The sequence below is a fragment of the Pseudomonas sp. SDO5522_S412 genome, assembly GCF_054071215.1.
Map to the genome: position 1 here is coordinate 1 of NZ_JBSVWQ010000037.1, position 17,825 is coordinate 17,825.

Annotated in this window: 18 protein-coding genes; 6 read left to right on the plus strand and 12 right to left on the minus strand. The window is 61.6% G+C overall.

Annotated elements, in window-relative coordinates:
• Positions 1 to 56: 56 nt before the first annotated feature.
• The 6 genes from ACW9I6_RS11140 to ACW9I6_RS11165 all read right to left on the minus strand — a co-directional run bounded on the left by ACW9I6_RS11140 (position 57) and on the right by ACW9I6_RS11165 (position 6,918).
• A complete protein-coding gene (locus ACW9I6_RS11140; protein WP_457339289.1) occupies positions 57 to 458 on the minus strand; it encodes a cupin domain-containing protein in 402 nt (133 codons plus the stop codon).
• 83 nt (positions 459 to 541) lie between these two features.
• Complete coding sequence (gene pdxR, locus ACW9I6_RS11145; RefSeq protein ID WP_177021423.1) at positions 542 to 1,975, minus strand: MocR-like pyridoxine biosynthesis transcription factor PdxR; 1,434 nt, start codon at positions 1,973 to 1,975, stop codon at positions 542 to 544.
• Between the two features lie 59 nt (positions 1,976 to 2,034).
• On the minus strand, positions 2,035 to 2,802 hold the full coding sequence (locus tag ACW9I6_RS11150) for an SDR family oxidoreductase (protein WP_003210776.1): 768 nt from the start codon (positions 2,800 to 2,802) through the stop codon (positions 2,035 to 2,037).
• A 19-nt stretch (positions 2,803 to 2,821) separates the two neighbouring features.
• The gene (locus tag ACW9I6_RS11155) at positions 2,822 to 3,889 is read right to left on the minus strand and encodes a phosphotransferase family protein (RefSeq protein ID WP_003210778.1); all 1,068 of its coding nucleotides are present in this window, start codon (positions 3,887 to 3,889) and stop codon (positions 2,822 to 2,824) included.
• A 130-nt stretch (positions 3,890 to 4,019) separates the two neighbouring features.
• Positions 4,020 to 5,876 carry a pilus assembly protein TadG-related protein gene (locus tag ACW9I6_RS11160; RefSeq protein ID WP_457339290.1) on the minus strand — a complete coding sequence of 619 codons (1,857 nt, stop codon included), beginning with the start codon at positions 5,874 to 5,876 and terminating at the stop codon, positions 4,020 to 4,022.
• Positions 5,877 to 5,967: 91 nt separating this feature from the next.
• Entirely contained in the window at positions 5,968 to 6,918 is a 951-nt protein-coding gene (locus tag ACW9I6_RS11165; protein WP_087692887.1) for a 2-hydroxyacid dehydrogenase, read from the minus strand.
• A gap of 29 nt (positions 6,919 to 6,947) precedes the next feature.
• On the opposite strand from ACW9I6_RS11165, the gene ACW9I6_RS11170 reads away from it, so the two are divergent.
• Both ACW9I6_RS11170 and ACW9I6_RS11175 read left to right on the plus strand, forming a co-directional pair.
• Entirely contained in the window at positions 6,948 to 7,433 is a 486-nt protein-coding gene (locus tag ACW9I6_RS11170; RefSeq protein WP_177029357.1) for a hypothetical protein, read from the plus strand.
• Positions 7,430 to 7,756: a hypothetical protein gene (locus ACW9I6_RS11175; protein ID WP_134326805.1), complete on the plus strand. Its 327-nt coding sequence runs from the start codon at positions 7,430 to 7,432 to the stop codon at positions 7,754 to 7,756. The genes ACW9I6_RS11170 and ACW9I6_RS11175 overlap by 4 nt, the downstream gene beginning before the upstream one ends.
• Before the next feature lie 15 nt (positions 7,757 to 7,771).
• Here ACW9I6_RS11175 and ACW9I6_RS11180 read toward each other — a convergent pair whose 3' ends face one another.
• From ACW9I6_RS11180 to ACW9I6_RS11190, 3 genes are all read right to left on the minus strand, one after another.
• A complete protein-coding gene (locus tag ACW9I6_RS11180; RefSeq protein WP_003210786.1) occupies positions 7,772 to 8,308 on the minus strand; it encodes a cysteine hydrolase family protein in 537 nt (178 codons plus the stop codon).
• Between the two features lie 216 nt (positions 8,309 to 8,524).
• Positions 8,525 to 9,121 (minus strand): TetR/AcrR family transcriptional regulator, encoded by a 597-nt coding sequence (locus tag ACW9I6_RS11185; protein WP_134326804.1) that lies wholly within the window; start codon positions 9,119 to 9,121, stop codon positions 8,525 to 8,527.
• A gap of 52 nt (positions 9,122 to 9,173) precedes the next feature.
• A complete protein-coding gene (locus ACW9I6_RS11190; protein WP_003210790.1) occupies positions 9,174 to 9,557 on the minus strand; it encodes a tautomerase family protein in 384 nt (127 codons plus the stop codon).
• Positions 9,558 to 9,809: 252 nt separating this feature from the next.
• On the opposite strand from ACW9I6_RS11190, the gene ACW9I6_RS11195 reads away from it, so the two are divergent.
• From ACW9I6_RS11195 to ACW9I6_RS11205, 3 genes are all read left to right on the plus strand, one after another.
• Positions 9,810 to 11,087, plus strand: coding sequence for a serine/threonine transporter (locus tag ACW9I6_RS11195; RefSeq protein ID WP_008433015.1), 1,278 nt, complete (start codon positions 9,810 to 9,812; stop codon positions 11,085 to 11,087).
• A 169-nt stretch (positions 11,088 to 11,256) separates the two neighbouring features.
• A complete protein-coding gene (locus ACW9I6_RS11200; RefSeq protein ID WP_457339291.1) occupies positions 11,257 to 11,874 on the plus strand; it encodes a ParB-like protein in 618 nt (205 codons plus the stop codon).
• On the plus strand, positions 11,864 to 13,498 hold the full coding sequence (locus ACW9I6_RS11205; RefSeq protein WP_457339292.1) for a SulP family inorganic anion transporter: 1,635 nt from the start codon (positions 11,864 to 11,866) through the stop codon (positions 13,496 to 13,498). Before ACW9I6_RS11200 ends, ACW9I6_RS11205 begins: the two co-directional genes overlap by 11 nt.
• 8 nt (positions 13,499 to 13,506) lie before the next feature.
• Here the strand turns inward: ACW9I6_RS11205 and ACW9I6_RS11210 are convergent, their stop codons facing one another.
• Entirely contained in the window at positions 13,507 to 15,006 is a 1,500-nt protein-coding gene (locus ACW9I6_RS11210) for an FAD-dependent oxidoreductase (RefSeq protein ID WP_457339293.1), read from the minus strand.
• Between the two features lie 136 nt (positions 15,007 to 15,142).
• On the opposite strand from ACW9I6_RS11210, the gene ACW9I6_RS11215 reads away from it, so the two are divergent.
• Complete coding sequence (locus ACW9I6_RS11215; RefSeq protein WP_207241509.1) at positions 15,143 to 15,559, plus strand: MarR family winged helix-turn-helix transcriptional regulator; 417 nt, start codon at positions 15,143 to 15,145, stop codon at positions 15,557 to 15,559.
• A 59-nt stretch (positions 15,560 to 15,618) separates the two neighbouring features.
• Here the strand turns inward: ACW9I6_RS11215 and ACW9I6_RS11220 are convergent, their stop codons facing one another.
• Both ACW9I6_RS11220 and ACW9I6_RS11225 read right to left on the minus strand, forming a co-directional pair.
• On the minus strand, positions 15,619 to 16,113 hold the full coding sequence (locus ACW9I6_RS11220; protein WP_003210798.1) for a DUF934 domain-containing protein: 495 nt from the start codon (positions 16,111 to 16,113) through the stop codon (positions 15,619 to 15,621).
• Entirely contained in the window at positions 16,097 to 17,755 is a 1,659-nt protein-coding gene (locus ACW9I6_RS11225) for a nitrite/sulfite reductase (protein ID WP_003210800.1), read from the minus strand. Before ACW9I6_RS11225 ends, ACW9I6_RS11220 begins: the two co-directional genes overlap by 17 nt.
• Positions 17,756 to 17,825: the final 70 nt, after the last annotated feature.

Here is a 17,825-nt window from a genome sequence, read left to right on the forward strand (position 1 = left end):
TGATGCACCGCCATCGCAGGCAAGCCAGCTCCCACAGGAGGGTGCGGTGGCGCGGGTTAGTGGGGCAGCGGCGTGAGCACGTCGGCCTTGTCATCCATCACCATCACTACCAGGAGTTTCGCCGGTTGGGTCTGGCTGGCATTGCTGGATTCAAAGTGCCGCGAGCCGGCAGGTTCATAGAACGACTGGCCGACCTTGTAGGTGATCGCCTTTTCATCGTTGACCCGCGAGGTGATTGCACCTTCCAGCACATAGGCCACGGCCGTGCCGGTGTGGCTATGGGGCGCGGTGGCCTGGCCCGGCGCATAGTCCACGGTGAGCATCACGGTTTTCTTGCCGGGGACGTTGGCCAGGGCGTGTTCCTGCAACACGTTGATCTTTTCCTGGTTGTACACCGGGTCGTGGGCAAAGGCGCTTAACGAGGCCAGCAGTAGGGTGGTGCCGAGCAGTACTTTCATGGTGAGGCTCCGAGTGAGTCGAGACCCGTTCACCCTAGGCCCCGATCCGGATTTGACCAATAGCCAATCCGGCGGAAATTCCCTCAGCCAATCTGTCGCAGGATATCCCGCACCACGTCCAGCGCCGGGTCAATGTCCAGGGTTTCGATCGCGCCAAACCCGATCTTCAGTCCCTCGCGTACCGGTGTGTCGTGGAAAAACACGCTCAGCGGATAGAGCCCCACGTCAGCCTCCCGTGCCAATTGGGTGAGCTGCGGAATATTCACCGGCACCTTGCACAGTGCGGCCAGATGGAACCCGGCCACGGTGGGCACCACGTCGAACCACGGCGAGAGGTCCCCCGCCAGGCGCTGCAGAATCCGTTCCCGGCGCCCGGCATATACCCCATGGCAGCGCCGAATGTGCTTGAGCAGGTAGCCTTCGCTGATGAACTTGGCCAGGGCCCATTGCGGCAGGGTGGAGCTGTGCTGGTCGGTGAGTTGCTTGGCCTTGAGCACCGCGCCGAAAATTGCCGGCGGCAACACCGTGTAGCCCAGGCGCAACTCCGGCAGCAGGGTTTTCGAGAAGGTCCCGACGTAGGCGACCACGCCGCGGGTGTCCATGCTTTGCAGGGAGTCGGTGGGGCGGCCCTCGTAGCGGAATTCGCTGTCGTAGTCATCCTCGATCACGATGGCGCCCAACGCCAGCGCACGTGCCAGCAACGCCTCACGGCGCGGCACGCTCATGGGCATGCCCAGGGGGAACTGATGGGACGGTGTCACGTAGATCAGCCGCGCGCCGTCGGGAATCAAGTCGACCCGCAGGCCGTGTTCGTCCACCGGCACGCCCACCACGGTCGCCCCCATGGCGTCGAACATCAGTCGCACCGGGGTGTAGCCGGGGTCTTCCATGGCGACGACGGTGCCCGGTTCCAGCACCACGCGGGCGATCAGGTCGAGCGCCTGCTGGGCGCCGTTGGTGACTACGATGTCGTCTTCGCTGCACCTGACCCCACGGGAAAATGCGATATGCCCGGCGATTGCACTGCGCAGGGCCGGCAAGCCTTCCGGCCGGCTGTAGAAGCCGCTGTCCTGTGAGATACGGCGCAAGGCATCGAGGGTGCAGCGCCGCCATTCATCCTGGGGGAACTGGCTGCGGGCGGTGGCACCGCCGATAAAGTCCCGGCTCGGGCGGGTTTCACGGTTGGGGTGACCCATGGGCGCGGGAAGGGCCTGCCACTTGGCCAGGTTGGCGGCGCAGGCAAGGTCGGCGGCACTTTGCAGGTGTTCGCGGCGCGTGGCCCAGGCGTTGACGAACGTGCCACGGCCGATCCTGCCGACCAACAACCCTTCGTAGGTCAGCGCCGCGTAGGTGTCTGAGACTGTCTTGCGCGACACGCCCAGTTGCAGGGCCAGCAAGCGGCTGGGAGGCAATTGCGACCCGGCCACCAGTTGTCCCGACTCAATGGCCGTGCGCAATTGCTGGTAAAGCTGTTCGGCCAGGTCCTTGCGGCCCTTGATAACGACGTGCAGTTCCATGTTTCATCCAGAGGCAAGCAATCACCCGCAAGATTACCGCAAGTCACCCGCCAGCCGAATCAGGACAGGAAACCACCGTCTACATTCAGCGATACACCGGTGGTGTAGCTCGACGCATCGCTGGCCAGGTACAGCACCGCGCCGGCCATCTCGCTCGGGTCGGCCACGCGCTTGAGGGGGATCTGCGCCAGGGCCATTTTCAGGATCGAGTCGTTCTTCACCAGCGCGGAGGCGAATTTGGTGTCGGTCAGGCCCGGCAGCAGTGCGTTGCAACGAATGCCGAACGGCGCGCATTCCTTGGCGAAGACTTTGGTCATGTTGATCACGGCGGCCTTGGTCACCGAGTAGATGCCCTGGAATACGCCCGGCGAAATCCCGTTGATCGAGGCCACGTTGATGATGCTGCCGCCACCGTTCTCGCGCATCAGCTTGCCGGCTTCCACCGACATGAAGAAGTAGCCGCGAATGTTTACGTCGACGGTCTTCTGGAATGCGCCCAGGTCGGTGTCCAGCACGTTGCAGAACTGCGGGTTGGTGGCGGCGTTGTTGACCAGGATGTCCAGGCGGCCGAACTGTTCGCGGATCGCGGCAAACACGTTGGTGATCTGTTCCATTTCGCCGATATGGCAGGCAATTGCCGTGGCCTTGCCGCCGTCGGCGATGATCGCGTCGGCCACGTGCTGGCAGCCGTCGATCTTGCGGCTCGACACGATCACGTGGGCGCCTTGCTGGGCGAGCAACTTGGCGATGGCCTCACCGATACCGCGGCTGGCGCCGGAAACGAAAGCGATCTTGCCGTCGAGGTCGAACAGTTGGGTCTTGGACATGGTTTTTCCTTGAAGAGGGTCAGAGGGAAGACTGTTTGATGACATTCAGGCTCATCTGCTCAAGCAGCTTGTTCATGTGAATGAACTGCGCAAAGCGTTTGTCCTGGGTCTGGCCATGGAAGAAGCGGTAGTAGATCTGCTGCACGATGCCGGCCAGGCGGAACAGGCCGTAGGTGTAGTAGAAGTCGAAATTGTCGATCTGGATCCCGGAGCGTTCGGCGTAGTAGTCGACGAACTGGCGGCGGGTAAGCATGCCGGGGGCGTTGCTCGGCTGGCGGCGCATCAGTTGCACCGGGGCCGGGTCGGCCGCTTCGATCCAGTAGGCGAGGGTGTTGCCCAGGTCCATCAGCGGGTCGCCGAGGGTGGTCAGTTCCCAGTCCAGCACGCCGATGATCTGCATCGGGTTATGCGGGTCGAGGATCACGTTGTCGAAGCGGTAGTCGTTGTGGACGATGCTCGAGGTGGGGTGGTCGGCCGGCATCTTGTCGTTGAGCCAGGCACGTACCGCTTCCCAGCTAGGGGCGTCGGGGGTCAGGGCTTTTTCGTAGCGGTCGCTCCAGCCGCGAATCTGCCGCTCCACATAACCTTCGGGCTTGCCCAGGTCGGCCAGGCCGCAGGCGCTGTAGTCGACCTGGTGCAGCTCGACGAACTTGTCGATAAAGCTTTTGCACAAGGCTTCGGTTTTCGCCGCGTCCAGGCCCAGTTCCGGCGGCAGGTCCGAGCGCAGGATGATCCCGTTGACCCGCTCCATCACGTAGAACTCGGCGCCGATCACCGACTCGTCGGTGCAGTGCACGTAGGCCTTGGGGCAATACGGGAAACCGTCCTTGAGCTGGTTGAGAATCCGGTATTCGCGGCCCATGTCGTGGGCGGACTTGGCCTTGTGGCCAAAGGGCGGGCGGCGCAGCACGAATTCCTGGCCGGGGTATTCCAGCAGGTACGTCAGGTTGGAGGCACCCCCGGGGAACTGGCTGATTTTGACGCTGCCGCTCAAGCCCGGGATATGGGCCTTGAGGTAGGGATCGATGAGGCTGGCATCAAGTTCTTCGCCGGGGCGAATCTGGGTCGATTGGTCATTAAGCGCCATGCTTATCCCTTCTGCTTATTCTTAAGGCCTTGGACTATTGGCTAATCTAATGCGCGCGGCCGCCAAGCCACAAGGTTGGGGCGGCTTAATAGGTTAGCGTGTTGGCCGATGATCAGCGGGCTTGATGTGCTCAGATCACCAGAACTGCGCGCCCGCCGGGGTTGCAGGACAGGTTGGCACCGATTTCGACTTTTGCCAGGTCGATGCCCAGGCCGGCGAGCAGGTTATTGACCAGCGGGTCGAGGAGCGGGCTGAGCAGTCCGGAGATGATGCCGCTGAGCAGATTCAGTACGCCGGTGACCAGGCCGACCACCAGGTTCAGCACCAGCCCAATCAGTCCGCCCTGTGTCGGTGGATGGTTGATCAACTGGATGCCATTGAGGGTGTTGCTCAAGCTGCCCACCACGTTGTTGGAACTGAAACTGAAGTAATCCGGGGGGCTTTTCACCTCGGGCGGCGACAGGTAAGTGTGGTTCCGGACTGTCTTGGCCACGCTGCTGTCGATCTTCAGGCTGATGCCACCCACGCCATACGGTTGCCGGGGATCGCAGACACCGTTGCTACAGGTCTTCACCCCAAGGTCGAGTAATGGGAATTCGTCAACGTTCAGTGGTGCTGTGGAGGAAAACAGGTTTTTTGGGTCGATCTGGCCCACCATCAGCCTAACCGCCGAGGTGGTACCGAGCACCGACAAGGCTTTGTCCGCAGGCCCGTTGCAGCGATATCCGGTGACCGTGCTGCTGCCGCTGGCGGCTTCCAGTGCTACATCGATTTGCTGGCCGATTTTGGGATCAAAGGAGCTGCCTAACAAGAGGCCCACCAGCGCCGTTACCCCGCCCAGTAAATCGTTCACCGCGCCGATTGCCGGCAGTTTCACCGAGATCAACGTCCTGACTTGCGCGGTCCTGACGTAGATCGGTTGGGTGGCGATCAGCTTGGGGTTACCTATGGCGGAAACCTGCGCCGGTTCAATGACCTTGGTCTTGACCGTGATATTCAGCAGTCCCAGCACATCCACCGGCAACTCCACCGCGACCGCGTTGTACTTGTTCGACAGTTGCACAAACCCCTGGATCAGGTTGAATAGTTGCAGGTTAACGTCCAGGGCGCTCTTGTCGGTGCCGTTCTGGATGGTCAGCAGGTCGCCCAGGTGCAGGATCTTGGTGCCGGGTGCAATCAGCTTGATCGCTTCCAGGTTATTGATCACCACCTTGACCGCATCGCCCCCCAGCTTGAGTACATCTATCGCGGCCTGGATCAGATCGCCGACGCTGGCGTCGGTCTTGAGCAACTCGTCGTAGTTGCCGGCGCTGACCTTCAATTGAATCGCCAGCGCGTCCAGGTAACTGAGCAGGTTGATATCGGTATTGATCAGGCCCTTCCAGCCCACCGCGTCGAGTTGCAATTTGCCCCCCAGCAGTCCGCCGATCAACGCATTGAGTGCGGCGGACTTGGTGCTGTCCACGGTCAGCAAGGTGCTGCGGATGGTCAGTACGGCCACCGGGGGCGCGGGCACGGCGGCCACGGCCACTGCCTGCAACCGGATGGTCGGCTCGAAAGGGCCGGTGGAGAGCAGCATGAACAGGCGGTTGGCGATACTGGTGACGACGCGGTGGGTGGCGATGACCTGGATCGCATCGGACCTTGAGGGATTGGGGCTGAAGGCGCGCATGAAGTCAGCCCCGGTGACCAGGGTGCCGCAGGTGGTCGCCAGGGTACGGTCTGCGTTGAGCGGGAAATCATTGCGGGCTGCGCTTTGGATCGCGAATTGCGCGGCGTTGGTATTCGGCGTCACGCAGGCGCCGCCGCGGGTGACCACTTCCAGGGCCGCGGTGTCGGCAACCCGTTGCAGCTTGCGCTTTTCCAGGTACAGCCGGCCGCTGTCGACCACCACCAACAGGAACAACAGTGCGATCCCCAGGGTCATCGCACCCATCAGTCCTATTGCGCCGCGTTGGCGGACCGAGCCGGGTCCTTGGCAAACCATCCTGCGTTCCTTCGCCGGTCCAGTACCGGCATCCTGAGTATCCCCTCAGGCAGTGTAGTCAGGTTTTGCAAGGATTTATGGCTATTGGCCATTATTTTCGCGGAGGCAGTGCCACGGGCGTCAGCACAGGGCGGCCGGCAAAGTATTCCAGCAGGTTGTCCGCCACGCGCTGCACGGTGTCATGAGCGGCTTCCGGTGACAGGCCGGCGACGTGGGGCGTGAGCACGGTATTGCTGAGGCGCTTGAGCGCGTCGGGCACGTTGGGTTCATCGTCGAACACGTCCAGTGCCGCGCCGCCGATGCGCCGTTGCTCCAGGGCGGTAATCAGGTCGGCGGTGACCACCACGCTGCCGCGCCCGATGTTCACCAGGAAGCCGTTGGGGCCCAGCGCGTCGAGGGCCTGGCGGTCGATCAAATGTCGCGTGCTGGCGCCGCCCGGGGTGGCCAGGATCAGGAAGTCCGAGGCCCGCGCCAGTTCCACGGCGGTGGCGCAGTAGGTGTAGTCCACATCTTCGCGGGGCTGGCGGTTGTGATAACTCACCTCCATGCCAAAACCCAGGGCGGCCCGCTTGGCGATTTCCAGGCCCACGGCGCCCAGGCCGAGAATACCCAACTGTTTGCCGGCCAGGGAAGGGCGCATTATCTTGGGCCATTCGCTGCGCCGTACTGCTGCGTCCGCCCGGGGAATGTCCCGCACCAGGCACAGCAACAACGCCATGGCGTGGTCGGCCACCGACGGCGCATTCACCCCGGCGCCATTGGTGACCACGATTCCACGGTTGCTGGCGGCTTGCAGGTCCACGTGTTCATACCCGGCGCCGATCACGCAGATGATCTCCAGCAGCGGCAGCGCGGCGATTTCCTCGGCGTACAGGCCCAGCGGGCCACGGGTCAGCACCGCCTGGACCTGCCCGCCGTGGGTCTTGATGGCCTTGGCGCGTTCGGCCGGGGTGGGCGCAAGAATCACGTGAAAGCCATTGCCTTCGATGATCGGCAGGTAGTCGTTGATGGTTTCAACCAGGACCAGAACGGTGACGGGCATCGGAAGGTTCTTCCTGAAGGATTAGAGGCTTGGATTATGCGGGATTTGTAGTCCCGATCGTTTCTTTACCGCAGAAAAATTTCATTTCTCACCAGCCTAATCTGATTTTCCAGACCGCTCGTCCCAGGCCTTTTTACTGCAGCAGACTTCGACGACTTTCCTTAGCAGAGACGTCATGGATGCATGTTCCTGCCACCTCCGAAATCGTCGAGTGGACCTCTTATGGCTACAAGCACAGCCCATCAAAAAACCTAGCTTGGGAAGATATTGTCAGCAGCACCCGATACGGCCCGGCCAAATACAAGCCCGGTATAAATATTGAAAAGCTTGAGCGAGAAGCCTATAAAAATGGAGTGCCAAGCACTCATGCAAAACCCTGGAAACTCAGGGAGTATCCGCAAGTCATAGGTGCCAGTGATGGCAAGCCCAGTTACTGGGTTCGAATTGAGTCAAGCGCGGGCGTCATACATGGTCATCCGATTTCCGAGCAGGAATTCAGGAGGTTAACAAGTTGATCTCACTAGGCTTTATTGACGGAAACGTCACCCATGATGATCTCTCCATCTTGCAGGATGGGGCGATGGAGAGTCAGGTTCACCTGTTGAAAGAGGACATGCTTCAGGTTGAATACGCCGGTGGGCTTATATTGGATGTCGGCTGGTACCCCTCCTTCGATACCCATGGTGGGTTCCGCATCAATGTAATAAGAAATTACGACTGGGACCGCCCAGTGATTGCGTTAACGGCGCACGCAGCCGGTGATCTGGTGGACCAACTGGCTGTTGCGCAGAGCGCGATCAATGGCGAACTGCGCAACGTATTGAGAACCTCGGCTTAGGTAAAGCTCCAGGCTTTAGAAGCAGATATCGTCAGCTTTCACACGCTGCACAAATGCCCCGGCCAAGGTTGCGTTATGGTGCTCGATAATCGATGCGGCCGATAACGCCGGAGTGTCCATGCAAGTATGGGCATCCTCCGGCAGCAGCACCGAGAACCCCAGCTCCACGGCCACTCGGCACGTCGTGTCGATGCAGTACTGGGTTTTCATCCCGACGATCACCAGTTCATTCACCTGTGCCGCCGCCAGTTGCTGCGACAGCTCGGTGCCGAGAAAACAGCTGGGCCGGGTTTTATTGAAAACCGTGTCGCGAGCTTCATCAACCTCCAGTGCTGGCCATAGTTGCCAAAACGGGCTGCCCACCTCGATGGGCGAACCCGCAGGGCCGGTGTGACGTGCAGCGAAAACCGGCACGCCAACGTGTCGGGCGCGCTGAATCAGCTGGTTGATGTTGTCGAGTACGCGCTGGCGTTCGTAGGGTTTTTCCGGGCCATCGTACAGACCGGTCTGCATGTCGATGATCAGCAGGGCGGGGCGCTTGTTGTCAGGCATGGTGCTGCTCCTTGTGTTTGCCAGATGGCGGAGCAATAAAAAGGCCCCGTCCATTGCTGGCGGGGCCTTGGGTAAATCCGGGTGGCTTAGTTTGCGCGCCACTCATCGCTACCACACGACCCGCCGGAAGCGGTCGTGGTGGTGGTGCGGGTGAGGGCCAGCTGAATAAGGTTCATGGGCCGATCATGCTGGCGCTGGCGTTTGGCTGTCAACGCGTCAGCCGAGGTTTTTTTCCGGGATCAGGAGATTCCTGGCGGCAGCGAGGAATTCATCAGACAGGCCGTTGCCTTTGGTCGCACGTGCCAGGGTGAGGGCGCCGACCATCATCGCGTACTGGGCAATGGCGGCCTGCCGGTCACCTTCGGGGGTTCCGGTGGCCTGGGTAGCGGCCAGGATGCCCATGGACGCTTCAAAGCCCCGGATAAAGCTGCGTTGCAACGCGCTGTCGGCGGCTTCATGGCATATCTCCCCGGCAAAAGCCGCAACCGGGCAACTGTCCCCGGGGTTGTCACGATTGGCGGCCGACAGATACGGATCAATCAACGCCAGGCGCGCAGCCTCGGGATCAGGGCTTTGCTCGACCCTGGCCTGCCAGCGCTCGCTCGATTGCTCGAATGCCCGGTTGCAGGCTTCCGTGGCCAGCGCCTCACGGGACTCGAAGTGCCCGTAGAAACCGCCATGGGTCAGCCCGGCGGCGGCCATCACGTCCGACACGCTGATGCCATGGATGCCCCGTTCACGAAACAGCCGCGTGGCGGCCTCGACGATGATTTCGCGGTTGAGTTCGGCTTGTTTGCGGGACACGCGTGGCATCGAGGGCTCTCTGGATCAGGTGGTGGCAGGGATGGGCGGCATCATAAAACGTTTAGCTGGCGTACTGCGCAATCCCGTTGCCGAACGACCAGTTTTCCTTCTTGACCTCCACCAGGCTGATAAACACATCTTCCAGGCGCACCGCCAGTTCACGGTTCAAGCTCTCGGCGATGGTCTTGTACAACAGCTTTTTCTGCTCGGTACTGCGGCCTTCGTTCAGAGTGATCTGGATGATCACCAGGTTGTCGGTGCGCTGGATGCCCAGGTACTCCGGGTCATAGATGAAGTGGTGTTCATCGTGCTCGGTGAGGATCTGGAAGTTGTCGTGTTCAGGCACGCCGATGGCCGTGTGCATGGCGTTGTAGATCAATACGCCGACGCGCTTGGCGTAGGTGACGTCGGGGTTTTTCCGAAGGTCGATGCGCACGATTGGCATGGCAGGTAGTCCAGTGAGGGGCGTGCTTTAAAAATACATGACGTGATGAATTTATAAAATAGATTTCTTATGAAATGTAAAATTGACGCTGCCAAAATCGCCTTCAATCCTCTGCACCGCACAACCATTCCTCAGCTAAGTCTTTGCTTCTTCAAGCGAATCCCGGACAATCGCGCCCCTGTTTCGGTCGTGGCGCTGCCTGTCAGGTTTTTCTGACTCGTCTCGACTGAGTGAATGCGGAGATCCGAACGGATGAATGATCAGGCCAATAGCGTCGACGAACGCTACGCAACGACACCTGCAACCCTCACAAGCTGGAGCCGCCAGGACACCACCTGGATGCTCGGCCTGTTCGGTACGGCCATCGGCGCCGGCACCTTGTTCCTGCCGATCAACGCGGGCCTTGGCGGCTTCTGGCCGTTGGTGATCCTCGCGCTGCTGGCATTCCCGATGACGTTTTTCGCGCACCGTGGCCTGACCCGCTTTGTGCTCTCGGGCCGTGAAGGCTCGGACATCACCGACGTGGTCGAAGAACATTTCGGCCTCAAGGCCGGCGCCGCGATCACCTTGCTGTACTTCTTCGCGATCTTCCCGATCCTGCTGATCTATAGCGTGGCGCTGACCAACACCGTCGGCAGCTTCATGGAGCATCAACTGCACATCGCGCCACCACCGCGGGCGATCCTGTCACTCGTGCTGATCCTCGGCCTGCTGGCCGTGGTGCGGTGCGGCGAGCAGGTGATCGTCAAGGCCATGAGCCTGATGGTGTATCCGTTTATCGTCGCCTTGCTGTTCCTCGCCGTGTACCTGGTGCCGCACTGGAACGGCGGCATCCTCAGCACCGCCAGCACCGTGCCGGCCCCGTCGGCGCTGCTGCACACGCTGTGGCTGGCGATTCCGGTGATGGTGTTCTCGTTCAACCATTCGCCGATCATCTCGGCCTTTGCGGTGGACCAGAAGCGCCAGTACGGCGAACACGCCGAGGAACGCAGCTCGCAGATCCTGTCCCGGGCACACATCCTGATGGTGGTGATGGTGCTGTTCTTCGTGTTCAGTTGCGTACTGACCCTGTCGCCGGCGCAACTGGCCGAAGCCAAGGCGCAGAATCTGTCGATCCTGTCCTACCTGGCGAACCACTTCAGCAACCCGACCATCGAGTTCGCCGCGCCGCTGATCGCGTTTGTGGCGATTGCCAAGTCGTTCCTGGGCCATTACATCGGCGCCAGTGAAGGCCTCAAGGGCCTGGTGCTCAAAAGCGGCCGTCGCCCGGCTGCCAAGACCCTGGACCGCATGACGGCTGCCTTCATGCTGGTGGTGTGCTGGATCGTCGCGACCCTCAACCCTAGCATCCTCGGCATGATCGAGACCCTGGGCGGGCCGATCATTGCGTCGATCCTGTTCCTGATGCCGATGTACGCGATCCGCAAGGTACCGGCGATGGCCAAGTACCGTGGCCAGGCGTCCAACGTGTTCGTGACGGCGGTGGGCCTGGTGGCAATCACCGCGCTGATCTACTCGTTGATGTCCTGATCCCCGGGGCGCTGTGAAAAAAGGCCGACTTGCCATAACGCGAGTCGGCCTTTTTTTGTGCCTGCACGCCGCAAGGTGCTGATAAGTATCAACGCCAGGCGATCAATCACGGCTAAGCTTGTCGCGGGTGTCTGACAGGGCACGTCGAATTCTTACCTGGAGGTTGTTCATGGCTCGCGCCCGCCCGCAGTTGATCACCGGCAAGCTGGAAAAGCTGCACCCCACTCAATTGACGGTGGGCTTCGCCGAGGTCGCGACCAAGCGCGAGGCCTGGAAAAAGCTCAAGCGCAAGGAGCGCGCCGCCGCACTCGACCAGCATTGGTTTCCCTGTGTAATTGGGCCGGACGAGCGTTACTACATCACCGACCATCATCACTTCGGCCTGGCGTTGTTGCAGGAAGAGGTCAAGAGTGTGTCGTTGCTGGTGCTCAAGGACCTGTCGTTTGTCGAGCGTACTACGTTCTGGAACGTCATGACCTTCAACCAATGGGTGCATCCCTATGATGCGCGGGGTATCCGCCGCTCCTACGACGCCATTCCCCGGAGGATTACCGATTTGCAGGATGATCCCTACCGCAGTCTCGCGGGCCTGCTGCGTACCGCCGGCGGGTATGCCAAGGACGCCGCGCCTTTCAGCGAGTTTCTCTGGGCCGACTTTTTCCGCAGCCGCATCGGCAGCGACCTGATCGGCGACCTGAGCCCCAAGTTGATGAGCAAGGCCATGACCCTGGCCCGCAGCCAGGAAGCCCGTTACTTGCCAGGATGGGTAGGCCCGATTGACCACTGAAACCCGACAGAGCCGCGTCCAGGATTTATTGGCCGGCCTGTCCATCGCCGGCCTGTTGCTGCCCGAGGCCGTGGCCTATTCCAGCATCGCCGCGTTGCCGCCCCAGGCGGGCGTGATCGCCTTGTTTGCCGGATTGTTGTGCTACGGCCTGTTTGGCACCAGCCGCTTTGCGATTGTCTCTGCCACATCGTCCTCGGCGGCGGTGCTGGCGGCGGCCACGGCAACGCTGGCGGGAGACGACCCGGCACTCAGGCTGAGCCTGGCAATGGGCCTGGTACTGGTGACGGGGGCGTTTTTCCTGTTGGCCGGGATGCTCAAGCTGGGCGGGCTGACCTCGTTTATCGCCAAGCCGGTGTTGCGTGGCTTTGCCTTTGGCCTGGCGCTGACGATCATCCTCAAGCAGTTGGCCAGCGTGGTGGGCGTGCACCTGACCGATAACAACCTGATTCGCTTCCTGCCCCAGCTCCTGGAGCAACTGCCGCGCTGGAACTGGGCCGCCGCTGTCGTTGCGGGCGTCGCGTTGCTGCTGCTCTGGCTATGCGCGCGAGTTCGGCGCCTGCCGGGCGGGTTGCTGGTGGTGATCCTCGGGATTGCCGCCGGCCAGTGGCTGGATCTGCAGGCCCATGGCGTGGCGTTGATCGGCGTCATCGACCTGCGCCTGGAACTGGCGCATTTGCCGGTATTGCCGTTCGCCGACTGGCTGCGCCTGGGAGAGTTGGCGTTTGCCATGGTGATGATTCTTTACGCCGAGTCCTACGGCTCCATCAGCTCCTTCGCCCTCAAGCATGGTGATCGCGTGTCATCCAACCGTGACCTGCTGGCGCTGGGGGCCGCCAACCTGCTGTCCGGGCTGTTCCAGGGCATGCCCACTGGCGCCGGGTATTCGGCGACATCGGCCAATGAGGCGGCGGGAGCCAACTCGCGGCTGGCGGGCGCCGTGGCGGCGCTGGTGGTGTTGGCGATCGTGCTGACGGTGCTGCCGCTGGTGGCATTGACGCCGGAGCCGGTGCTTGCCGCCATCGTCATTTACGCCTTGGGCCGTGGCTTGAGCCTGCAGCCCCTGGGCCGCTATTTCTCCTGGCGGCGCGACCGGTTGTTGGTGATTTGCGCGGTGGCGGCGGTGTTGGTGTTGGGGGTGCTGGATGGGTTATTGGTGGCGGTCGGGATCAGCGTGGTGTTGATGTTGCGCCAGATGTCGTCGGCGGACGTGCGCGAGTTGGGGCGCATTGACGGTGGGCATGATTTTGTCGAGCTGCTCCATCACCCGAGCGCCGAACAGATCCCCGGCGTGCTGATCGTGCGGCCCAGTGAAGCGCTGTTCTTCGCGAATGCCGAGCGAGTGCTGGGGGCCGTGTTGAGCCTGATGCGACATTCCACGTTACCGCTGCACACCATCGTGCTCAGCCTGGAAGAATCCCCCGACCTGGACGGCACCAGCATCGAGGCGTTGCAGGCTTTTTTCGTACAGGTGCGAGGGGAGGGCAAATGCCTGGTGCTGGCCCGCGTACGGCATGAGGCGCAGGAGGTGTTGCAGACGCTGCCTGAGGCGTGTGCGCCCCAGGTATTGATCAGCGGCTTGAGTGTTGATGGCGCGGTGCAGTTGGCGTTGCAGCCAACTGCCTGAGCCCGACATTAAAACGCCTCGGCGCTGAGCCCCACTTGGGCGAGGTAGCCGTGCAGTTTCTCAACGTCTGTGAAGATCGCGCCGACGTAGCCATCGGGGCGCACCAGCACCCATTCGCCATGGTCGAGGTTGTAAGCGTCATTGAACTGTCGCTGATCATCCACCAGGTCGCCGCCCGGCCCGAAGCGATGGATATGCAGCCCGGCGGCAGGCTTCAGTGACCCGCGTTCCACCTCATAGCCCAGCAATGTCCAATGCGCGCCCTGGAACAGCTTGAATAGCCGGGACGAATGGCCGCTGGCGTCCCGCACGGTTGCATCGGGCGCCCGGTCACCGGCGAGCAAGCGGCCTTCTCGTTCTGCCGGTTGCACTGCGAGCGAGGAGTGGGGATACCCGATATCGAGTTGGTGCACCTCGCGGCCGCGGCGCATGTCGCCCTTTTTCATTCCGTCCAGCAGCCTGGTCGACAGGCCGAGCATCGAGGCTGCCACAGGCCGTCGCTCTTCCTCATAGGTGTCGAGCAACGCTTCGGGCGCATCGGCCGTCACCGCCGCCAGCTTCCAGCCCAGATTGTAGGCATCTTGCACGCTGGTATTGAGGCCCTGGCCGCCGGTGGGTGGGTGGATGTGCGCGGCATCGCCGATAAGAAATACCTGTCCTACGCGATAGTGATCGGCCAGCCGCGCATTCATCGTGTAGGCCGACGCCCAGGAGACAGAGTCGATATGAATGTCCTGCCGACCCGTGCGCTCTGCCACCATGTTCATGAGCCCCTCAGCGCTGAGGTCAACTTCTGTGTCCAGCGGAATCGGCGCCTGTATCTGAAACAGCTCGGTCCCCGCCAATGGGCAGATTGCGACCTGCATTGTCATGCACTCAGTGCTGAACCGGTGCCAGTAGTCACGCGACAGGCCGGTCATAAGCACATCGGCTACGATGGCACGGACCCCGAGGGTCTGCCCAGGAAATCCGATGTCCAGCGTGCGGCGTACCACACTGCGGCCGCCGTCTGCGCCAATGAGCCAACGTACACGCAGTGTCTGTTCGCCTTCGTTGCCGACCAAATATGCGGTCACGCCGTGGCTGTCCTGCTCGAAGCTGACTAACTCGCAGCCAAACGCCGGGCGGTGCCCCAATTCCAGAAGGCGCTCGCGCATCACCTGTTCGGTGAGGAACTGCGGCAGCATCATAGGCTGCTGATAAGGTTCGGCTGACGTTGGCGCCGAGAGCTCGATAACCTCGGCGTCGATGTGGCTGCCATCTTCGTTGTATCGCCGCTCGGGCGGGTAGACGTCGCCCGCAGCGGTCATCCGGTCGAGAATGCCGAGGTCTTCGAATATTTCCAGGGTGCGGGGTTGAATACCCTTGCCCCGCGAGCCGTGGAACGGCGCGGGGGATTTTTCGATCAGCCGGAAGGAAATGCCTCGTCGCGCCAGGTCGATCGCCAGGGTCAAACCGGCCGCACCGGCACCACAAATCAGAACGTCGACTGCGCATTGCTCTTTCATCTGGACTGCCTTTATATGTAATATGCACATATATTTGAGCAAGGAAGATTCCGTGTCAACAGAAAGCGTGCAAAATACACCTATAGGTCTTCAGATTCGCGAGCTTCACGGGGCTCTGATTGAAATTGTCGGTGCCATGAACCGGCCGCAGCGCGACGAAGTGATGGTCCGGGAGGCGGGTATCGCCCTTGATCGGGCACTGTTTCCGCTGCTGGTGCTGGTGGAGCGGCTGGGGCCGATCGGCGTTGTGGAGCTGGCCGACCGCGTGGGACGCGACTACACCACGGTCAGCCGCCAGGTGGCGAAGCTGGAAAGCCTCGGTTTGGTCGACCGCCAGGAAAGTGCCAAGGACCGCCGGGTTCGCGAGTCGGTGATCACCCCGCAGGGCAAGGCAATGACGGATCGGGTGGATGAGGCACGTACGCGAATGGGGATGGCCATTTTCGCCACCTGGGAACAGCAGGACATCGACGACCTGGTGCGGCTGATGGGCAAGTTTGCCGCCGACCTCAACGACGATGCGCTGGTCACTCTGACGCTTGAGAATCGATAGAAAAGCCGGGCAAAAAAAATACCCCTCAATGAGGGGTATTTTTAAACGACTTCCAGCGGTTACCTGCGGCGGAACAACGGCAACGGTTCATCCGTCGCGGCCTGGTACGTCACCGAGAAATCCTTGAGGCTTTCCAGCGCTTCATACGGGTCTTTGTCCGCGCGCAAGGCGAAGGCATCGAACCCGCAGCGGCGCAGGTAGAACAACTGGTCGCGCAGCACATCGCCAATCGCCCGCAGCTCGCCCTTGTAACCATAACGGTCACGCAGCAGGCGGGCGTTGGAGTAGTTGCGACCGTCGGTGAAGGCCGGGAAGTTCAGGGCGATGACCTGGAAGTGCTCCACGTCATCACCGATCTCTTCGGCTTCTTCATCGGCGTCCAGCCACACACCCAGGCCGCCGTCGCGGGCCTTGAGGGCGTGAGCGTGCTCGCGCCACAGGGCCAGTGGCACGATCAGGTCGTCGCAGTTGGAGATGCCATCGAAGCTCGCATCCTTGGGCAGCAGGTGCCAGGTTTCGTCGAGGACTTCGTTGTTCTTAATGATTCGCTGCATAGACGCGCTCCTTGAACAGGTCAATGCCGATGCGCTGGTAAGTGTCGATGAAACGCTCATCTTCGGTGCGCTGTTCGACGTACACGTCGATCAGCTTGCCGATCACGTCAGGCATGGCTTCCTGGGCGAAGGACGGGCCGAGGATCTTGCCCAGGCTCGCATCGCGGCTGGCGCTGCCACCCAGGGACACTTGGTAGAATTCTTCGCCTTTCTTGTCCACGCCCAGGATGCCGATGTGGCCGACGTGGTGGTGACCACAGGCGTTCATGCAACCGGAGATGTTCAGGTCCAGCTCGCCGATGTCGAACAGGTAGTCCAGGTCGTCGAAACGGCGCTGGATCGATTCGGCAATCGGGATCGACTTGGCGTTGGCCAGGGAGCAGAAGTCGCCGCCCGGGCAGCAGATGATGTCGGTCAGCAAGCCGATGTTCGGCGTGGCAAAACCCTGCTCGCGCAGCTCGCCCCACAGGGTGAACAGTTGAGACTGTTCAACATCGGCGAGGATGATGTTCTGCTCGTGGGAGGTGCGCAGTTGGCCGAAGCTGTAGCGCTCGGCCAGGTCGGCGACGCCGTCCAGTTGCTTGTCGGTGATGTCACCCGGTGCAACACCGGTAGGTTTCAGCGACAGGGTCACGGCCACATAGCCCGGCTTTTTGTGGGCCAGGGTGTTGCGGGTGCGCCAGCGGGCGAACCCCGGGTGCTGCGCATCGAGCTCGGCCAACGCGGCGTCCTGATTGCTCAGGGCCTTGTAGTCCGGGTCGACGAAGTGTTTGGCAACGCGGTGCACTTCGGCGTCGGTCAGGGTGGTCTGGCCGCCGCGCAGGTGTTCCATCTCGGCGTCGACTTTCTGGGCGAACACCTCGGGGGTCAGCGCTTTTACCAGGATCTTGATCCGGGCCTTGTACTTGTTGTCACGACGGCCGTAGCGGTTGTAGACCCGCAGGATCGCGTCGAGGTAGCTCAACAGGTCCTGCCACGGCAGGAATTCGTTGATGAAGGCACCCACTACCGGCGTACGACCGAGGCCACCGCCTACGAGCACACGGAAGCCCAACTCGCCCGCCGCGTTATGCACCGGCTCCAGGCCGATATCGTGCACTTCGATGGCGGCGCGGTCCGAGGTCGAGCCATTGATGGCGATCTTGAACTTGCGTGGCAGGTAGGCGAATTCCGGGTGGAAGGTGGTCCATTGACGGACGATTTCACACCATGGGCGGGGGTCGATCAGCTCGTCAGCGGCAACGCCGGCGAACTGGTCGGTGGTCACGTTGCGCAGGCAGTTACCGCTGGTCTGAATGGCGTGCATCTGCACGGTGGCCAATTCAGCCAGGATGTCCGGCACGTCTTCCAGGGCCGGCCAGTTGAACTGAACGTTCTGGCGAGTACTGATGTGGGCATAGCCCTTGTCGAAGTCGCGGGCAATCTTGGCCATCATGCGCGTCTGACGGGAAGTCAGTTGGCCATAAGGCACGGCAACCCGCAGCATCGGCGCAAAGCGCTGAACATAAAGGCCATTTTGCAGGCGCAGAGGGCGGAACTCTTCTTCGCTCAGTTCACCTGCCAGATAGCGTCGGGTCTGATCACGGAACTGCTTGACGCGGTCCTCGATGATGCGCTGATCGTATTCGTCGTATACGTACATATAGGTCCTGTTCTCGGCAAATCTGCGCGCACGGCCGCGCACTCCCAACGGAGCCGGCGCACGATACCAG

Excerpts from the sequence above, each read along its gene's own strand:
- ACW9I6_RS11140 (WP_457339289.1), bottom strand. The coding sequence starts at position 458 with ATGAAAGTACTGCTCGGCACCACCCTACTGCTGGCCTCGTTAAGCGCC.
- pdxR (WP_177021423.1), bottom strand. The coding sequence starts at position 1,975 with ATGGAACTGCACGTCGTTATCAAGGGCCGCAAGGACCTGGCCGAACAG.
- ACW9I6_RS11150 (WP_003210776.1), bottom strand. The coding sequence starts at position 2,802 with ATGTCCAAGACCCAACTGTTCGACCTCGACGGCAAGATCGCTTTCGTT.
- ACW9I6_RS11155 (WP_003210778.1), bottom strand. The coding sequence starts at position 3,889 with ATGGCGCTTAATGACCAATCGACCCAGATTCGCCCCGGCGAAGAACTT.
- ACW9I6_RS11160 (WP_457339290.1), bottom strand. The coding sequence starts at position 5,876 with ATGGTTTGCCAAGGACCCGGCTCGGTCCGCCAACGCGGCGCAATAGGA.
- ACW9I6_RS11165 (WP_087692887.1), bottom strand. The coding sequence starts at position 6,918 with ATGCCCGTCACCGTTCTGGTCCTGGTTGAAACCATCAACGACTACCTG.
- ACW9I6_RS11180 (WP_003210786.1), bottom strand. The coding sequence starts at position 8,308 with ATGCCTGACAACAAGCGCCCCGCCCTGCTGATCATCGACATGCAGACC.
- ACW9I6_RS11185 (WP_134326804.1), bottom strand. The coding sequence starts at position 9,121 with ATGCCACGCGTGTCCCGCAAACAAGCCGAACTCAACCGCGAAATCATC.
- ACW9I6_RS11190 (WP_003210790.1), bottom strand. The coding sequence starts at position 9,557 with ATGCCAATCGTGCGCATCGACCTTCGGAAAAACCCCGACGTCACCTAC.
- ACW9I6_RS11195 (WP_008433015.1), top strand. The coding sequence starts at position 9,810 with ATGAATGATCAGGCCAATAGCGTCGACGAACGCTACGCAACGACACCT.
- ACW9I6_RS11200 (WP_457339291.1), top strand. The coding sequence starts at position 11,257 with ATGGCTCGCGCCCGCCCGCAGTTGATCACCGGCAAGCTGGAAAAGCTG.
- ACW9I6_RS11210 (WP_457339293.1), bottom strand. The coding sequence starts at position 15,006 with ATGAAAGAGCAATGCGCAGTCGACGTTCTGATTTGTGGTGCCGGTGCG.
- ACW9I6_RS11215 (WP_207241509.1), top strand. The coding sequence starts at position 15,143 with ATGAACCGGCCGCAGCGCGACGAAGTGATGGTCCGGGAGGCGGGTATC.
- ACW9I6_RS11220 (WP_003210798.1), bottom strand. The coding sequence starts at position 16,113 with ATGCAGCGAATCATTAAGAACAACGAAGTCCTCGACGAAACCTGGCAC.
- ACW9I6_RS11225 (WP_003210800.1), bottom strand. The coding sequence starts at position 17,755 with ATGTACGTATACGACGAATACGATCAGCGCATCATCGAGGACCGCGTC.